Here is a 17,885-nt window from a genome sequence, read left to right as displayed (position 1 = left end):
GGTTACGATCCTCCACAAAACGATTCTCCATTAGCCGGCTATAATTTTTCGGTCCAACTCACAGGCAGAAGAACATGTCCAAAACCACCCGCCACACCCCGCTGATCATTCTCGGCTCCGGCCCGGCCGGCTATACCGCCGCCGTTTACGCGGCGCGCGCCAACCTCAAGCCGGTACTGATCACCGGCATGGCCCAGGGCGGCCAGCTGATGACCACCACCGAAGTCGACAACTGGCCGGCCGACGCCGACGGCGTCCAGGGGCCGGAGCTGATGCAGCGCTTCGAGAAGCACGCCACCCGCTTCGATACCGAGATCATCTTCGACCACATCCACACGACCAAGCTGACCGAGAAGCCGTTCACACTGATCGGCGACGCCGGTACCTACACCTGCGATGCGCTGATCATCGCCACCGGCGCTTCCGCCATGTACCTCGGCCTCGAATCCGAGCAGGCCTTCCAGGGCAAGGGCGTGTCCGCCTGCGCCACCTGCGACGGTTTCTTCTACCGCAACAAGCCGGTCGCCGTCGTCGGCGGCGGCAACACCGCGGTCGAGGAAGCGCTCTACCTGGCCAACATCGCCAGCCACGTCACCGTGATCCATCGCCGCGAGAAGTTCAAGGCCGAGAAGATCATGCAGGACAAGCTGTTCCAGAAGGAAAAGGAAGGCAAGGTCACGATCCTGTGGAACAGCACACTCGACGAGGTGCTCGGCGACGACTCCGGCGTCACCGGCCTGCGCGTCAAGAGCACCAAGGATGGCAGCACGCAGAACATCGATGTGCATGGCGTCTTCATCGCCATCGGCCACAAGCCGAACACCGACATCTTCGCCGGCCAGCTGGAGATGGACCACGGCTACCTGGTGACCCAGGCCGGGCGCAACGGCAACGCGACGCAGACCAGCATCCCCGGGGTCTTCGCCGCCGGCGACGTGCAGGACCAGATCTACAAGCAGGCCTGCACCTCGGCGGCGAGCGGCTGCATGGCGGCACTCGACGCCGAGCGCTACCTCGACAACCTTGGCCACCAAGCCTGAAACCAAGGCCCTGAAGGACGGGCTGCGGGCCGTCTGGCGAGAACGCCGGGCGCAACCAGCGGCCAGCCCGCCGGCCGCGCAACCGCCGGCAAGCCCGGCGGCGGCCGACGACGACCTTGCGCTGTTCCGCCGCGCCGCCGCCGGCGCCCGGCCGCTGCCCGAATCCGACCGGGTCATCCTGGCGCGGCCGCCGTCACGGCGGATCGCGCCCAGGCCGACGCCAACCGCCGCCGAGGCACCGCGGCGGCGCGCCGACGACGATGCCCTGCCGGCCAGCTGGCGTGATGACAGCCGGCCGCGGCGTCTGCCCGACGACCCGGAACAGGCCGCCTTCGTGCTCGCGATGGCCGGCGTCGCCCCCATCCCCGACCGGAACCTCGCCGAACTCGAGCGGCCCCGGCCGCAACCGGCAGCCCAGCAGTCGCTGGCCGACCGCCAGGCCGTGCTGCACGAAAGCCTGCATGCGCCGATCGCGCTGCAGGACCGCCTCGAAGGCGGCGACGAAGCCGCCTACCTGCGCCCCGGTCTGGCCCAGACGGTGCTGCGCGACCTGCGCCGCGGCCGCTGGGTGATCCAGGACGAAGTCGACCTGCACGGGCTCAACCGCGAACAGGCGCGCCAGCTCGTCGCCGGTTTCCTGCACACCTGCCTGCATCAGGGCAAGCGCTGCCTGCGCATCGTGCACGGCAAGGGCCACGGCTCACCGGACAAGCTCTCGATCCTGCGCCAGCTGGTGCGCGGCTGGCTGGCCCAGCGCAGCGAGGTACTCGCCTACTGCCAGGCGAAACCGCAGGACGGCGGCGAAGGCGCCCTACTGGTGCTGCTGCGCGCCCCCAGAAACAACAACGGGGCAGCCTGAGCCGCCCCGTCGGTTTTTGCTGAAATCTGACGGTCGACCGTCAGATCCGGGCAAAAATCAGATCGCTGCTTCGTTGGTCTCGCCGGTACGGATGCGCACCACCTGTTCGACCGAGGTGACGAAGATCTTGCCGTCGCCGATCTTGCCGGTGCGCGCCGCCTTGACGATGGCGTCGATGGCCGGCTCGACCTGGTCGGAAGCGACGACGATCTCGATCTTGATCTTGGGCAGGAAATCGACGACGTACTCGGCGCCGCGATAGAGTTCGGTGTGCCCCTTCTGGCGGCCGAAACCCTTGACCTCGGTGACCGTCAGACCGGTGATGCCGACTTCCGACAGCGCTTCGCGGACTTCGTCGAGCTTGAACGGCTTGATGATGGCTTCGATCTTCTTCATGCTGGATACCCCTCTTCTCTCTGTTTGATCTTCAAAATTCGTCGGCGTAGCGATTGGTGATCGGGTAACGCCAGTCCTTGCCGAAGCCGCGCGGCGTGATGCGGATGCCGACCGGCGCCTGGCGGCGCTTGTATTCGGCGATGCGCAGCAGGCGGACGACGCGCCGGACGTCGGCTTCGGGCAGGCCAGCGGCGATGATCTCGCGCGGGCTGCGGTCTTCTTCCATGTAGGCGCGGACGATGGCGTCGAGCACCTCGTACTCGGGCAGCGAATCCTGGTCCTTCTGGTCCGGCTTCAGCTCGGCCGACGGCGGGCGGACGATGATGTTCTCGGGAATCACCGGCGCACCGCTGCACAAGGTGTTGCGGTAGCGTGCCAGGCGATAGACCAGGGTCTTGTAGACGTCCTTGATCACCGCGAAGCCGCCGGCCATGTCGCCGTACAGCGTGCAGTAGCCGACTGCCATCTCGGACTTGTTGCCGGTGGTCAGGACCAGCTTGCCGGTCTTGTTCGAGAGCGCCATCAGGATGTTGCCGCGGATGCGCGCCTGGATGTTCTCTTCGGTGGTGTCGCTGGGCAGGCCGGCGAACAGCGGCGCCAGCATGGCCTCGTAAGTGGCCATGGCCGGGGCGATGGCGATCTCGTCGTAGCTGCAGCCCAACTGGCGGATCATCTCGCGCGAATCGTCGAGGCTCATCTGCGCGGTGTAGGGCGACGGCATCATCACCGCGTGCACCTTGTCGGCGCCAAGCGCATCGACGGCGACGCACAGCGTCAGCGCCGAATCGATGCCGCCGGAGAGGCCGATGATCGCGCCCTTGAAGCCGGTCTTGCCGATGTAGTCGCGCACACCGAGGACCAGCGCGGCATAGGCTTCGGCCTCGAGCGACAGCGGTTCGGCATGTTCGTCGGACTGCAGCCGGCCGCGATCGAAATCGACGATGCCGAGCGCTTCCTCGAACTGCGGCAGGCGCATGCAGATCTGCTCGCGCTCGTCGATGGCGAAGGAGGCGCCGTCGAAGACCAGTTCGTCCTGGCCGCCGACCAGGTTGCAATAGATGGCGGGCACGCCGGTGGCCTCGACCCGCTCGCCGAGCACGCGGGCGCGCTCGTGGTGTTTTTCCAGATGGCAGGGCGAGGCATTGAGCACCAGGACCAGCTCGGCGCCGGCGGCGCAGGCCAGTTCATAGGCGCCCGCTTCCCAGATGTCGGCGCAGATGTTGATGCCGACATTGACGCCGCCGAGCGTGACGACACAGGCTTCGTGGCCCGGCTCGAAATAGCGCTTCTCGTCGAAGACGTCGTAGTTGGGCAGGCGAATCTTGCGGTAAACCGCGGTTTTCCGGCCATTTTCGATGACCGAGGCGGCGTTGTGGCAGACGCCGTTGAATTCTTCCGGATGGCCGACCACCAAGGCAATCCCGTCGACACGGGCGGCCAGATCGTCGAGCGCCCGCTGGCAGGCCCGGTAGAAATCCGGGCGCAGCAGCAGGTCTTCCGGCGGATAGCCGCTGAGCGCCAGCTCCGGCGTCAGCAGCACCTGCGCACCGCGGGCTTTCGCCGCGGCTGCGCAGGCGACGATGCGGTCGACGTTGCCGGTCAGGTCACCGACGACGGCGTTGAACTGGGCAACGGCGACACGCAACATGACTTACTTGGCTTCGGCCTGGTAACGGGCGACGCCGTCCATGACTTCCTTCTGGGCGGCTTCGATGCCTTGCCAGCCGACCACCTTGACCCACTTGCCCGGCTCGAGGTCCTTGTAGTGCTCGAAGAAATGCGAGATCTGCTTGCGCAGCAGCTCGGGGATGTCTTCGTAGGTCTTGACGTCGTTGTACAGCGGGGTCAGCTTGGAAACCGGCACGGCCAGCAGCTTGGCGTCCTGGCCGCCTTCGTCTTCCATGGCCAGCATGCCGAGCGGACGGCAGCGGATGACGACGCCCGGCGGCAGCGGGAACGGGGTGACGACCAGCACGTCGACCGGGTCGCCGTCGCCGGCGATGGTGTTGTTGATGTAGCCGTAGTTGCAGGGATAGTGCATCGACGTACCGAGGAAACGGTCGACGAAGACGGCGCCGGATTCCTTGTCCACTTCGTACTTGACCGGATCGGAATTGGCGGTGATTTCGATGATGACGTTGAAGTCGTCGGGCAGGGACTTGCCGGAAGAAACGTTGTTCAGGGACATCGTGAGCTCTCTGCGTCTGGTTTGTGAAACCGTAATTATAACGTCAGTCGCCCGGCATCATTCTGGCCAGGCAGCAAGAAACTCGCGCCAGTGCTGGGCGTCGATCCGGGCCAGCTGGGCCTTGACGAAAGCCTGCTCGGCCAGCTCCTCGGCGGCGCTCAATTCGCCGCGCATGCGCCGGAAGCGGTTGTAGACCAGATAGGTATTGACCACGTCGGTTTCGCAGTAATCGCGGATGTCGGCGGCCTGACCGGCCTGCCAGGCGTCCCAGACCTTGCTGCCGTCCATGCCGAGCTTGCCGGGAAAGCCGAACAGCTTGGCCAGTTCGTCGAGCGGCGCGTTGGCGCGGCCGTTGTACATCGCCAGCAGATCCATCAGGTCGAGGTGACGGGTGTGGTAGCGGCTGATGTAGTTGTTCCACTTGAAGTCGCGCGAGTCGGCGTAGTCGCCGTCGCCCATGTCCCAGTAGCGCGGCGCCGAAACGCCGTGCAGCATGCCGCGGTAGTGCAGCACCGGCAGATCGAAGCCACCGCCGTTCCAGGAGACGATCTGCGGCGTGAATTTCTCGATGCCGTCGAAGAAGCGCTGGATGATCGCGCCTTCGTCGAGATCCGGCTCGGCCAGCGACCACACCTTGAAGCCTTCGAGCGTACGCAGCACGCAGGAGATGGCGACGATGCGCTGCAGGTGCAGCGGCAGGAAGTCGCTGCCGTTCTTCGCCCGGCGCTGCTGGAAGGCGAGTTCGGCGACCTCGGCATCGGACAGCTCGCCCGGCAGATCGTTGATCCGGCGCAGACCGGCAACGTCGGGAATGGTCTCGATGTCGAAGACGAGGACCGGCTTCATGCGGGGAAGACGCCGGTCGACAGGTAGCGGTCGCCGCGGTCGCAGACGATCGAGACGATGGTCGCATTCTCGACCTGGGCGGCGATGCGCAGCGCCACGGCGAGCGCGCCGCCGGACGAAATGCCGGCAAAGATGCCTTCCTCGACGGCAAGGCGCCGGGTCATCGCCTCGGCATCGGCCTGGCTGACGTATTCGATGCGGTCGACATTGGTCGGCGCGTAGATCTTCGGCAGGTAGGCTTCCGGCCACTTGCGGATGCCGGGAATCTGGCTGCCTTCGTCCGGCTGGCAGCCGACGATGGTGATCGCCGGGTTCATTTCCTTGAGGTAGCGGCTGGTGCCCATGATCGTGCCGGTGGTGCCCATGCTCGACACGAAATGGCTGATACGGCCGCCGGTGTCACGCCAGATTTCCGGGCCAGTGCCCTCGTAGTGGGCGACCGGATTGTCCGGGTTGGCGAACTGGTCGAGGATGATGCCCTTGCCTTCGTCGCGCATGCGTTCGGCGACGTCGCGGCACAGCTCCATGCCGCCGTCCTTGGGCGTCAGCACCAGTTCGGCGCCGTAGGCACGCATGCTCTGGCGGCGCTCGATGCTCTGGTTCTCGGGCATCACCAGGATCATCTTGTAACCCTTGATCGCTGCGGCCATCGCCAGCGCGATGCCGGTGTTGCCGGAGGTCGCTTCGATCAGCGTGTCGCCCGGCTTGATGTCGCCGCGCGCTTCGGCACGCTGGATCATCGACAGCGCCGGGCGGTCCTTGACCGAACCGGCCGGATTGTTGCCTTCGAGCTTGGCCAGGATGACGTTGCCACGGCGTTCGTTATCGACGCCGGGAATGCGCTGCAGGCGAACCAGCGGCGTGTTTCCGACAAAATCCTGCAGGGTTTTATACATGGGCGTGCAACCAGTCGATGTATTGGGAAACGCCCTCCTCGACCGTCGCCATCGGCGCCTCGTAGCCAGCCTCGCGCAGCCGGGTCAGATCGGCCTGCGTGAACGCCTGGTACTTGCCCTTGAGCGCCTCGGGGAAGGCGACGTATTCGAGCAAGCCCTGTGCCCGAAGTTCCGCCAGACCCAGCGACGCTTCACCCTGCGCCTTGCGGCAGCCGTTGACCGCAGCCACGGCGACGTCGTTGAAGCTCTGCGCCCGGCCCGAGCCGAGGTTGAAGATGCCGGACTTTTCCGGGTGATCCAGGAAGAACAGATTGACCTTGGCGACGTCGCCGACGAAGACGAAATCGCGCATCTGGCCGCCATTCTCGTAGCCGTGCGAGCCCTCGAACAGCTTGACCTTGCCGTCGGCACGGAACTGGTTGAAGTTGTGGAAGGCGACCGAGGCCATGCGCCCCTTGTGATTCTCGCGCGGGCCGTAGACGTTGAAGTAGCGGAAGCCGACGATCTGCGACGACGGCTGCTGCGCCAGACGCTGGCGGACGACCTGGTCGAACAGGAACTTGGAGTAGCCGTAGACGTTCAGCGGCCCCTCGTACTGGCGCTCTTCCTTGAACACGCTGGACGCGCCGTAGGTTGCCGCCGACGAGGCGTAGAGGAACTGGACGTCCTGGTCGAGGCACCAGTCGAGCAGGATGCTGGAGTAACGGAAGTTGTTCTCCATCATGTAGCGGCCGTCGGTTTCCATGGTGTCGGAACAGGCGCCCTCGTGGAAGATGGCATCGACGTCGCCGTCGAAATGGCCGGCCTGGATGCGGGCAATGAAGTCCTGCTTGTCGATGTAGTCGGCGATTTCGCAATCGAGCAGGTTCTTGAATTTTTCCGCCTTGCTCAGGTTGTCGACGGCGATGATCTTGGTCACGCCGCGCTCGTTGAGCGCCTTGACGATATTGGAGCCGATGAAGCCGGCGGCACCGGTGACGATGGTGTACATGTTCTCTCCTTTACAGGGCGCCGGCGATTTCGTCGCGGGTGACGACGGCGGTGCCGAGCTTGCCGACGACGATGCCGGCGGCGATGTTGGCGATGCGGATGGCCTCGGCCCAGTCGGCACCGGCGGCAAGCATCACGGCGAGCGTGGCGATGACGGTATCGCCGGCACCGGAGACGTCGAAGACCTCGCGCGCCTGCGCTGCCTGGTGGAAGGTCTGGCCGTCGGCGAAGAGCGTCATGCCCTCCTCGCTGCGGGTGACCAGCAGGGCCTCGAGGCCGAGTTCGCCGCGCAGCTTGTCGGCCTTGGCGAACAGGTCGGCGTCCGACGACCAGCGACCGACGACGTCGCGCAATTCCGAGCGGTTCGGCGTGATCACCGTCGCCCCGGCGTACTTGCCCCACTCGTCGCCCTTGGGATCGACCAGCACCGGCTTGGCAGCAGCGCGGGCGAGACGGATCATCTCGGCGATGTGGGTGAGGCCGCCCTTGCCGTAATCGGAGAGGATGACGATGTCGCAGTCGGCCAGCCGGCGCTCGAATTCGGCGAGCTTGGCCTGCAGCACCTCGTGCGACGGCGCCGTCTCGAAATCGATGCGCAGCAGTTGCTGCTGGCGGCCGATGACGCGCAGCTTGACCGTCGTGGCAATGTCACGGTCGACCTGCAAATCGGCCGAAATTCCACCCTCGGCCAGCAGGCAGCCGAGCGAGCGCCCAGCCTCGTCGTCGCCAACGACCGAGAGCAGGGTCGTCCGCGCGCCGAGCGAGGCGGCATTGCGGGCGACGTTGGCGGCGCCGCCGAGGCGTTCTTCCATGCGCTCGACCTTGACCACCGGCACCGGCGCTTCCGGCGAAATCCGGCTGACCTCGCCAAACCAGTAACGGTCGAGCATGACGTCGCCGACGACGAGCAGGCGAACCTGCGAGAGTTTTTCCAGCATCGAGGACCTACAGGGATTGATCGAATTCTTCACTGCGTCGCGGCGGGCTGGTTTCCCAGCCGCCGCAGGCCGGACAACGCCAGTAGAACTGGCGCGCCTTGAAGCCGCAATTATTGCACCGATAGCGCGACAGGCGGCGGGTGTAGCCCTGGACGATGGTCTTGCCGAGTTCGAGATCGCCGCGCATTTCCGGCGAGGCCAGCGGCAGGCGCGCGCTCATCAGGCGCTCGAGACCGACCAGCGTCGGATTGCGCTGCAGTTCGCCGCGCACCAGCCGGTAGGCAGCCTCGTTGCCTTCGCTCTCGAGGACCAGCTGATAGACCACTTCGAGCAGGTCGATCGACGGGTAATGCTCGAGGTAGCCGCGCAGCAGCGCGATGCCCTCGCCACGGCGGTCGAGCTTGCGGTAGGCATCGAGCAGGCGCTGGGCGACCAGCGACAGGTAGGCCGGATCCTGCTGCTCGATCGCCTGCCAGGCGGCAATCGCCTCTTCGCTGCGCCCGGCCTGCTGGTGCAGGTCGCCAAGCAGCATCGCGGCCCGTACGCACTTGCGGTTTTCCTGCATCGCGACGTCGAGATACTGGCGCGCCGAATCGTGGCGCGAACGCATGATCTCACCGGCCGCCAGTTCGCAGTAGAACTCGGCGATTTCCTTGTGCGAGGCGACATCGGGCATCTCGCGGGCGATCTCGACCGCTTTCAGCCATTCCTTGCCGAGTTGGTAGATCTCGAGCAGCGAGCGCTTGGCATCGGCCTCGCGGGCGGTACCGAGGAGCTTGTTGAAGATGTCCTCGGCGCGATCGAGCAAACCGGCCTTGAGGAAGTCCTGGCCCAGCTCGACCATCGCCTGCAGCCGATGCTTGTCCTCGACATCGGGCAGATCGAGCAGGTTCTGGTGCATGCGGATCGCCCGCTCGGTCTCGCCGCGCCGGCGGAACAGGTTGCCGAGCGCAAAATGCAGCTCGACCGTCTGCGAGTCGACCTTGGCAACCTCGAGGAAGGAATCGATCGCCTTGTCCGGCTGCTCGTTGAGCAGGAAATTCAGGCCCTTGAAATAGGAACGCGGCAATGCCCGCGATTCGTGCACGACCTGGCGCATGTCCACGCGCGCGGCCGCCCAGCCCATGGCAAAAAACACCGGGACCAGCAGCAGTTGCCAGTATTCGAAAAGCTCGTTCATGACTGCGGGGGGAGAATGTCCGTCACCGGCGCGGGCGCTTGCCCGGCATTGGCCAGCGCCTTCTTCAGGCGTGCGATCTCGCGCCGCTGGCGGAACAGCGGTCCGATCAGCGAGAGCACGCCGAGCACGGCGCCGCCGGCGAAAAAGGCAAGCAGGAGGATGACCAGCGGCGCCTGCCACTGGTGATCGAGCACCAGGGTCAGGGTGACCGGTGCCGTGTTCTGGATGGCGAAGACCACCAGGAATGCAAAGATGATGAAGCGCAGGAACCAGGTCAGGGCTGTCATGACGTTCAATGAAAAGGGGCAGTGAAACTCACTGCCCCGAATCTAACACATTGGGCCAAGCCCGGCTTCAGATCGACTGGTCGACCCGCTCGCGCAGTTCCTTGCCGGCCTTGAAATGAGGAACCCATTTCGCCGGCACGCTGACCTTCTCCCCCGACTTGGGGTTGCGTCCAACGCGCGGCGGCCGATAGTTGAGCGCAAAGCTGCCAAATCCGCGGATCTCGATGCGATCCCCGCGCACCAGCGCTTCGGACATCGCATCGAGGATCATCTTGACCGCGAAATCGGCATCCTTCGCCACCAACTGCGGAAAACGCTCCGCCAGCCGGGCGATGAGCTCGGATTTGGTCATGTTGCCTGCCTATCAGCCTTGCTGGTTCAGCTTGGCCTTGAGCAGCGCGCCGAGGTTGGTCGTACCGGTGGCAGCGGAGGAGTCAGAAGAGAACTTCTGCATCGCTTCGTGCTGCTCGGCTTGATCCTTGGCCTTGATCGACAGGTTGATGCCGCGGGTCTTGCGATCCACGTTGATGATCATCGCTTCGATCTCGTCGCCGACCTTCAGGTGCTGGGACAGGTCTTCGGTACGCTCGCGGGAGAATTCCGAGGCGCGCAGGTAGGCTTCGTTCTCGCCATCCAGCGTGACCACGGCGCCACGGGCGTCGACCGACTTGACGGTGCCGCGGACGATGCTGTTCTTCTCGTGCGTGGCGATGAAGTTGGCGTACGGATCACCGTCGAGCTGCTTGATGCCCAGGGAGATACGCTCCTTCTCGACGTCGATGCCGAGCACGACTGCCTCGACTTCGTCGCCCTTCTTGAAGTTGCGGATCGCTTCTTCGCCGGTCGCCGACCAGGACAGGTCGGACAGGTGAACCAGACCGTCGATGCCGCCAGGCAGGCCGATGAAGATGCCGAAGTCGGTGATCGACTTGATCGCGCCCTTCACCTTGTCGCCCTTCTTGTGGTTCATCGCGAACTCGTCCCACGGGTTCGGCTGGCACTGCTTCATGCCCAGGGAGATACGACGACGCTCTTCGTCGATTTCCAGGATCATGACTTCGACTTCGTCGCCCAGGGAAACAACCTTGGACGGATGGACGTTCTTGTTGGTCCAGTCCATTTCGGAGACGTGCACCAGACCTTCGATGCCCTGTTCGATTTCGACGAAGCCGCCGTAGTCGGTCAGGTTGGTGACCTTGCCGAACAGGCGGGTGCCGGCCGGGTAGCGGCGGGCGATGCCGACCCACGGGTCGTCGCCAAGCTGCTTCATACCCAAGGAGACGCGGTTCTTCTCGGCGTCGAACTTGAGGATCTTGGCGGTAACTTCGTCACCAACATTGAGCACTTCGCTCGGGTGACGGACACGGCGCCAGGCCAGGTCGGTGATGTGCAGCAGACCATCGATGCCGCCCAGGTCGACGAATGCGCCGTAGTCGGTGATGTTCTTGACGATACCCTTGACGACGGAACCTTCCTTGAGGTTCTCCATCAGCTTTTCGCGATCCTTGTCGGCGGTCGCTTCGAGGACGGCACGACGGGACAGGACGACGTTGTTGCGCTTGCGGTCGAGCTTGATGACCTTGAATTCGAGGGTCTTGCCTTCGTACGGCGTGGTGTCCTTGACCGGACGCATGTCGACCAGCGAACCCGGCAGGAAGGCACGGACGCCGTTGGACATGACGGTGAGACCGCCCTTGACCTTGCCGGTGATCGTACCGGAGACCAGCGCGCCGTCGTTGAGGGCTTGCTCGAGGAAGTTCCACGAGGCGATGCGCTTGGCGCGATCGCGCGACAGGCGGGTCGAGCCGTAGCCGTCTTCGAGCATTTCGATGGCGACCTGGACGAAATCGCCGATGGCGACTTCAACTTCACCCTGGTCGTTGAGGAATTCTTCTACGGGAACGTAGGATTCGGATTTCAGGCCGGCGTTGACCACGACAAAATTGTGATCGATGCCCACCACCTCGGCGGTGATGACTTCGCCTTGACGCATTTCCTGGCGAGCCAGGGATTCTTCAAAAAGTTGAGCAAAAGATTCCATTACGGAGCGAGTTCCTTGCCACGAGCCGCGAAGCCCACAGCGGGTTGAGGTTACACACAAGCTGCCGACCGGAATGGCCGGCAACGCCTTACTGCGCGGTTGCTTCCGCGTACCAGTCCAGCACCTGTTTCACCGCCTGTTCGATGGTGAGATGCGTGGTTTCCAGCATCTGGGCATCCGCCTCCTGTCTGAGCGGCGCCACGCTGCGCTGTGAATCGCGCGCGTCACGTTGCTGCAGGTCCGACAGAAGGTCCGGGAGATTAGCAGAGAAACCTTTTTCGATCAACTGCTTATAGCGACGCTCAGCGCGCGCTTCGGCACTGGCTGTCAGGAAGACCTTGAGGCTGGCCTGCGGGAAGATCACCGAGCCCATGTCGCGACCGTCGCCGACCAGCCCGGGCGCCTTGCCGAAGGCACGCTGGCGGAACAGCAGCGCCTCGCGCACGGCCGGCAGCGCTGCGACTTTCGAGGCCCCGGCCGAGATTTCCTCACTGCGGATGGCATCGCCCACCGGCACGCCGGCAAGGCAGATGTCGCTTTCGGTGAACACCACATCGAGCCCGCCGGCGATCGCCGCAACAGCGGCCTCGTCGTCCCAGGCGACGTTTGCCCGCTTTGCGGCGAGCGCGGTCAGCCGGTAGAGCGCACCGGAATCGAGGTAAGAAAACCCGAGCGCCGCGGCAACGCGCGCCGCCACCGTGCCCTTGCCGGAAGCCGACGGGCCGTCGATGGCGATCACCGGCGCGGCCCGGGTGACCGCGGCGAAACGGGTGAAATAATCCGGGAAGGTCTTGGCTACGCACTTCGGATCGTTGATGCGCAACGGCGTCGCGAAGGCGGCCAGCGAGAAGCACATCGCCATGCGGTGGTCGTCGTAGGTGTCGATGGCTGCGGGTTTGACGGTCGACGGCGTGATCCTGATGAAATCTGCGCCCTCCTCGACCACCGCGCCGAGCTTGCGCAATTCGGTCGCCATCGCCGCGATGCGGTCGGTTTCCTTGACTCGCCAGCTGGCGATGTTGCGCAAGGTGGTCGTGCCCTTGGCGAAGAGCGCGGCCGTGGCCAGCGTCATCGCCGCATCGGGAATGTGGTTGCAATCGAGGTCGACCGCGACCAGGCCGCCTTGCGGCGCACGCGCCTCCATCCAGTTCGGCCCGGTTTCGATCAGCGCGCCCATCTGCGCCAGCGCTTCGGCAAACTTGACGTCGCCCTGGATCGAATCGGCGCCGACGCCTTCGACACGCATGGGCCCGCCGCCAATCGCGCCGAGCGCCAGGAAATAGGACGCCGACGAGGCATCGCCCTCGACATACACCGTACCCGGCGAGACGTAGCGGCTGCCGGCCCTGACCGTGAAGCGCTGCCAGCCGTCGCGCTCGACGACGACGCCGAAGCGGGCCATGGTCGCCAGCGTGATCTCGATGTAAGGCTTGGAAATCAGCTCGCCGACGACGTCGACCGTGACAGTCTCGCCGGTCAGCGGCAGCGCCATCAGCAGACCGGTCAGGAACTGGCTGGAGACGTCACCGCGCACCTTCACCGCGCCGTCCGGCCGGATCGTCGCCGGCTTCAGCTGCAGCGGCGGATAACCATCGTTGCCGAGGTAGGTGACGTCGGCACCGAGCTGGCGCAGGCCATCGACCAGGTCGCCGATCGGCCGCTCGTGCATGCGGGCGACGCCCCTCAGCACATAGTCGCCGCCGGCCAGCGCCAGCGCCGCGGTGAGCGGCCGGAAGGCGGTGCCGGCATTGCCGAGGAAGAGTTCCGCCTGGCGGACCGGGAAACGCCCGCCGCAACCGACGATCTTCCAGGCTTCGCCGCCCAGGGAGGTGACGCCGACGCCGAGCGTCTGCAGGGCTTCGAGCATGCGCTCGGTGTCATCGGACGCCAGCAGGTCGCGCACCTCGGTCTCACCCTCGGCCAGCGCGGCGAGCAGCAGAACGCGGTTGGAAATACTCTTCGAACCGGGCAGGCGGACGCTGCCGGCGGCGGAAAGCAGTTGGGGAAGGTCGAGGAATTCCATGGTTCGGCGAGCTCAAATCGAAGGAGGCAGGACGCTAGGGCAAGGACCGTGCTTTGTCAATGCAACGACGCCTCTGGCTTAACCAGCCTCGGCTGATTGCGCCCGATGTACCCAATCAACAATGCCACCGGAGGGTTCATAGCCGGAGACTAGCGCCTGAAGAATCGCCCTCACGACAACAACGTCATTGATCTCAAGTGCCGCCTGCAGGGCCAACAGCCGCTGCTCCAAAGCTGGCCAAGCCAGGAAATCCTCATGCGCCTTCATGATGCGCGGATGCGTAGTCGGCTCCGGGCTATCCCCGATCAGCAATTCCTCATAGAGCTTTTCGCCGGGGCGCAGCCCAGTAATCTCGATCGCGATGTCGCCGTCCGGATTGTCTTCATCCCTGAGCTCCAGACCGGACAGCTCGATCATCCGCCGCGCCAAGTCGATTATCTTCACCGGTTGCCCCATGTCGAGAACGAATACATCACCGCCTCTGGCCATCGCCCCCGCCTGGATAACCAATTGAGCGGCCTCGGGAATGGTCATGAAGTAGCGGGTGATTTCCGGATGGGTCAGCGTGATCGGCCCACCATCGCGAATCTGCTGGCGAAAGCGCGGCACAACCGAACCGGACGAGCCGAGCACATTCCCGAAACGGACCATGGTGAACTTGGTTCCGGAAGCGGTGATTGCCAGTGCCTGCAAGAGCATTTCGGCCATTCGCTTGCTGGCGCCCATGATATTGGTCGGCCGCACCGCCTTGTCAGTGCTGATCAAGACAAAATCGGCCACGCCATTACGCACGGCAGCCTGCGCCGCGCGCAACGTACCGAAGACATTATTCTTGATACCTTCCACGGGGTTATGCTCGACCAGCGGCACATGTTTATAGGCTGCAGCGTGATACACCGTATCCGGTCGCCAGGTCGACATGATCTCGTTCATGCGCTGTTCGTCCTGAACCGATGCCAGCAGCGGCACAACCCCCCCCCGCCGCTCGAACTGCTTTTCCTCAAGTTCCTGATGAATAGCATAGAGCGCAAATTCGCTCTGCTCGATCAGCAACAACTTCTTCGGGCCCAGAATCTGTATCTGGCGGCACAACTCACTGCCGATAGACCCCCCTGCGCCAGTGACCAGAACGACCTTGCCGGATATATTTTTTTCCAGCAGAACATGATTCGGCGCCACTGGATCACGCCCCAGCAAATCATCAATATCAAGATCTCGCAAGTCGGAAATACTCACTTTCCCCTGTGCGAGATCGGTCACACTGGGCAAGGTACGCACTGCAACATGAGCACTACGAATCTGACCAAGAATCTCGTTACGACGCTTGCGAGAAAGCGCCGGCATGGCCAACAGGACATCGTTGATATTTAAGGTGGTGGCAAGGGTATCCAGATCGGCAGGGTTGTAGATCGGCTGCCCGTTAAGAACACGACCGTGCAAGCGCTCATCATCATCGAGGAAACCAACAACCTGCATTTCGTGGCTGTTAGTCATGGCGGCAGCCAGTTGACGCCCAGCACTTCCCGCGCCGTAGATGAGCACTTTTGTACGGGAGGCTTGCTTCAGGATACTCAAGTACTGGTCTCCCAACCAGACTCGCGCCATGGCACGGGATGCCCCCACGAACAACAACAGAAGAATTGGCTGGATGATTCCCACTGTACGCGGAACGCCCGCCACGCCAATCGCGGCAAAAACAGACGCATACAGCAAACCATATGTACCAACTGCCCTTGCCACCGCCAGTAAAGCTGGCCAGCCGCTATAACGAAAGATCGCACGGTACAAACCTGAAACAATAAAAATCGGCACAGCGATACAGATTGCACCCCAAACCGCCCATGAAGCACTGCCTGAGAGCGTAACGAACTCTCCCAGCCGCAAGTAAAAAGCCAGCCAGACGGTCAGCACACACAATCCAAGATCCACCGACAGGGCGACGAAGCGCTTTGTCGCCCGAGGCAAGGCCAGAATGGGAACAGCCAGTTTGCGCAGCGGCTGCTTCATGATGCAATACCCGGTCGGTCAGCCATTTCCTGCTTCTTTCAAGACGCTTGCAATCACATCGCAGGCCGTATCGATCTCGTTCGACGTCAACGTGGGGTGCACCAAGAACATCAGACTCGTTTCCCCCAGCTCACGGGCTACAGGCAAGCGCCGGACAGGGCGCCAGCCAGTGCCATCAAAGGCCTTTTCCAAATACACCTCGCTGCAGCTCCCCTGGTAGCAAGGCACGCCTCTGGCATTAATCGCACTTATGATTTTGTCACGACTCCAGCCTGCAAGCAGGTTTTCAGGACGAACGTAAACGTAGAACTTGTACTGGGCGTGCACGCAACCAGCGATTCGTGAGACATCTCCAACTGAATCGCAACCTGCAGCCCCGCCACCAAGGGCCAACTTCGGCAAGCGCACAGGACCGTTTTCTCCCGAAAACGGCCTCAAGGCCTCGCAAAGTGCGGCAGCATTAGCCTGACGGAGACCGGTCCATTCAGCCATCCGACGAAGCTGGATTCGCCCGATGACCGCCTGCATTTCCAACATGCGCCAGTTGGTGCCGAAACTTTCATGCAACCAACGATAACCCGGTGGATGCTGCCGTTCATATACGGCTTCATAGCTTTTGCCATGATCCTTGTAGGACCACATGGCACGCCACAGGCTTTCATCATCTGTCGTCACCATACCGCCCTCACCGCCGGTGGTCATGATCTTGTCCTGACAGAAGCTCCAGGCGCCTATGTGACCGATGCTCCCGACGCTCTTCCCTTTGTAGCGAGCACCATGGGCCTGGGCGCAATCCTCGATCACCCGGATACCATGCCTTTCAGCAAGCGCCATGATCGGGTCCATATCGCACGGCCAACCAGCCAGATGAACGCAGATCACCGCTTTGGTCCGCGGCGTCAGAACCGCGGCTATCGTCTCGGCGGTAAGATTACCCGAATCGCAATCCACATCTGCAAACACAGGCACCGCGCCGGCGTTCACGACACAAGACACACTGGCCATGAAAGTACGGGGCGTCACCACCACCTCGTCACCGGGCCCAACATTCAACGCTTTAAGAGCGACATCCAGAGCCAAGGTACCGTTGGCCAGCGAGACCGCATAACCGGACCCGACCCAGGCCGCAAACTCCGCCTCAAACTCACGACATTCAGTACCAGTCCAGTAGTTGACCTTGTTGCTCAACAGCACACGCTGAACGGCATCAGCCTCTTCGGCTGAGTAGCAGGGCCAGGGAGAAAACGGGGTATTCAGCATGATTAATTACACCTCTACCAAGAGACCGACTGGTTCACCAGCCATCGGGCCACTGCAGCCGCCCCCAATAGCGAAACTGGGGCAAGCTTCAAACGGAAATTCGAAAAAGCTGATGTTCGGCCATCCTGGATACGGACTATCGATAAGATTGTTGCAACCCGTCATCTATCGACTTAACCTCTCGGCAACAGGAGTTCGCTATCGAAAAAGATTCCATTTTTGTCTTTTTCAGAAACTATGGGCTTATTTTCCAATGGCCAATCAATCGCCAACCGACAGTCATCCCAGCGAATGCACTGCTCATGCTCGGGCGAATAATAATCAGTGGTTTTGTACAAAAACTCGGCTTTTTCGCTTAGCGTCAAGAACCCGTGAGCGAATCCAGGCGGAATCCAAAGCTGCTTCTGGTTGGCTGCAGAAAGAACCTCTGCCACCCACTGCCCACACGTAGGCGAGTCTTTTCGCAGGTCGACCGCCACGTCGAAGACCTCGCCCGCGACAACCCGCACCAGCTTGCCCTGGGCTTTCGGCGGCAACTGGTAGTGCAAGCCGCGCAGCACGCCACGACTGCTTCTGGAGTGATTATCCTGGACGAACTCGACATGCTCGCCGACGGCTTCGTCGAAGGCGCGCTGGTTGAAGCTCTCGAAGAAGAAACCGCGCTCGTCGCCGAACACCCGAGGTTCGATGATCAGCACGCCGGCGAGTCTGGTCGGTGTAACCTTCATCAAAACACCCTTTCCTTGAGCAGACCGGCCAGGTACTGGCCGTAGGGATTCTTCAGCATCGGCTGCGCCAGTTTCTCCAGTTGTACGGCGTCGACCCACCCCTTGCGGAAGGCGATCTCTTCCGGACAGGCCACCTTCAACCCCTGGCGTTTCTCGATCGTGGCGATGAACTGGCTGGCGTCGAGCAGGCTTTCGTGGGTGCCGGT

Annotated in this window: 17 protein-coding genes and 1 pseudogene; 2 read left to right on the top strand and 16 right to left on the bottom strand. The window is 63.1% G+C overall.

The features are described 5' to 3' along the window. Positions 1-74: 74 nt before the first annotated feature. Entirely contained in the window at positions 75-1,040 is a 966-nt protein-coding gene (gene trxB, locus DFR40_RS12700; RefSeq protein WP_121458886.1) for a thioredoxin-disulfide reductase, read from the top strand. Next, positions 1,024-1,899 carry a Smr/MutS family protein gene (locus tag DFR40_RS17395; RefSeq protein WP_121458885.1) on the top strand — a complete coding sequence of 292 codons (876 nt, stop codon included), beginning with the start codon at positions 1,024-1,026 and terminating at the stop codon, positions 1,897-1,899. The genes trxB and DFR40_RS17395 overlap by 17 nt, the downstream gene beginning before the upstream one ends. 57 nt (positions 1,900-1,956) lie before the next feature. On the opposite strand, the gene DFR40_RS12690 is transcribed toward DFR40_RS17395, so the two are convergent. The 16 genes and pseudogenes from DFR40_RS12690 to DFR40_RS12615 form a co-directional block, all read right to left on the bottom strand. After that, complete coding sequence (locus DFR40_RS12690) at positions 1,957-2,295, bottom strand: P-II family nitrogen regulator (RefSeq protein WP_121458884.1); 339 nt, start codon at positions 2,293-2,295, stop codon at positions 1,957-1,959. A 31-nt stretch (positions 2,296-2,326) separates the two neighbouring features. Then, complete coding sequence (locus DFR40_RS12685; protein ID WP_121458883.1) at positions 2,327-3,943, bottom strand: NAD+ synthase; 1,617 nt, start codon at positions 3,941-3,943, stop codon at positions 2,327-2,329. Positions 3,944-3,946: 3 nt separating this feature from the next. Further along, complete coding sequence (gene ppa, locus DFR40_RS12680) at positions 3,947-4,483, bottom strand: inorganic diphosphatase (protein ID WP_121458882.1); 537 nt, start codon at positions 4,481-4,483, stop codon at positions 3,947-3,949. A 57-nt stretch (positions 4,484-4,540) separates the two neighbouring features. Continuing rightward, positions 4,541-5,329 (bottom strand): 3'-5' exonuclease, encoded by a 789-nt coding sequence (locus DFR40_RS12675; RefSeq protein ID WP_121458881.1) that lies wholly within the window; start codon positions 5,327-5,329, stop codon positions 4,541-4,543. Beyond that, positions 5,326-6,225: a cysteine synthase CysM gene (gene cysM, locus DFR40_RS12670; RefSeq protein WP_121458880.1), complete on the bottom strand. Its 900-nt coding sequence runs from the start codon at positions 6,223-6,225 to the stop codon at positions 5,326-5,328. The genes DFR40_RS12675 and cysM overlap by 4 nt, the downstream gene beginning before the upstream one ends. Further along, positions 6,218-7,216 carry an ADP-glyceromanno-heptose 6-epimerase gene (gene rfaD, locus DFR40_RS12665; RefSeq protein WP_121458879.1) on the bottom strand — a complete coding sequence of 333 codons (999 nt, stop codon included), beginning with the start codon at positions 7,214-7,216 and terminating at the stop codon, positions 6,218-6,220. Before rfaD ends, cysM begins: the two co-directional genes overlap by 8 nt. 10 nt (positions 7,217-7,226) lie before the next feature. After that, positions 7,227-8,153, bottom strand: a complete 927-nt coding sequence (gene rfaE1, locus DFR40_RS12660) for a D-glycero-beta-D-manno-heptose-7-phosphate kinase (protein WP_121458878.1) — start codon at positions 8,151-8,153, stop codon at positions 7,227-7,229. Positions 8,154-8,160: 7 nt separating this feature from the next. Continuing rightward, positions 8,161-9,333, bottom strand: coding sequence for a lipopolysaccharide assembly protein LapB (gene lapB / locus DFR40_RS12655; protein ID WP_121458877.1), 1,173 nt, complete (start codon positions 9,331-9,333; stop codon positions 8,161-8,163). Further along, complete coding sequence (locus DFR40_RS12650) at positions 9,330-9,620, bottom strand: LapA family protein (protein ID WP_245985682.1); 291 nt, start codon at positions 9,618-9,620, stop codon at positions 9,330-9,332. The genes lapB and DFR40_RS12650 overlap by 4 nt, the downstream gene beginning before the upstream one ends. 67 nt (positions 9,621-9,687) lie before the next feature. After that, on the bottom strand, positions 9,688-9,972 hold the full coding sequence (locus DFR40_RS12645) for an integration host factor subunit beta (protein WP_028995306.1): 285 nt from the start codon (positions 9,970-9,972) through the stop codon (positions 9,688-9,690). 12 nt (positions 9,973-9,984) lie between these two features. Then, complete coding sequence (gene rpsA / locus DFR40_RS12640; RefSeq protein WP_121458875.1) at positions 9,985-11,661, bottom strand: 30S ribosomal protein S1; 1,677 nt, start codon at positions 11,659-11,661, stop codon at positions 9,985-9,987. A gap of 88 nt (positions 11,662-11,749) precedes the next feature. Further along, positions 11,750-13,684: a bifunctional 3-phosphoshikimate 1-carboxyvinyltransferase/cytidylate kinase gene (locus DFR40_RS12635; protein ID WP_121458874.1), complete on the bottom strand. Its 1,935-nt coding sequence runs from the start codon at positions 13,682-13,684 to the stop codon at positions 11,750-11,752. A 78-nt stretch (positions 13,685-13,762) separates the two neighbouring features. After that, a complete protein-coding gene (locus DFR40_RS12630) occupies positions 13,763-15,691 on the bottom strand; it encodes a polysaccharide biosynthesis protein (RefSeq protein ID WP_121458873.1) in 1,929 nt (642 codons plus the stop codon). 18 nt (positions 15,692-15,709) lie between these two features. Further along, complete coding sequence (locus DFR40_RS12625) at positions 15,710-16,951, bottom strand: DegT/DnrJ/EryC1/StrS family aminotransferase (RefSeq protein ID WP_121458872.1); 1,242 nt, start codon at positions 16,949-16,951, stop codon at positions 15,710-15,712. Between the two features lie 173 nt (positions 16,952-17,124). Then, a complete protein-coding gene (rfbC, locus tag DFR40_RS12620; protein WP_121458871.1) occupies positions 17,125-17,679 on the bottom strand; it encodes a dTDP-4-dehydrorhamnose 3,5-epimerase in 555 nt (184 codons plus the stop codon). Beyond that, positions 17,679-17,885, bottom strand: a pseudogene (locus DFR40_RS12615) (glucose-1-phosphate thymidylyltransferase RfbA); the annotation flags it as partial. The pseudogene DFR40_RS12615 and the gene rfbC, both read right to left, overlap by 1 nt.

This window comes from Azonexus fungiphilus (assembly GCF_003634965.1).
Lineage (GTDB): Bacteria > Pseudomonadota > Gammaproteobacteria > Burkholderiales > Rhodocyclaceae > Azonexus > Azonexus fungiphilus.
Note: the sequence above shows the minus strand (reverse complement) of the source record. Positions and strands in the feature narration are given on the sequence as shown.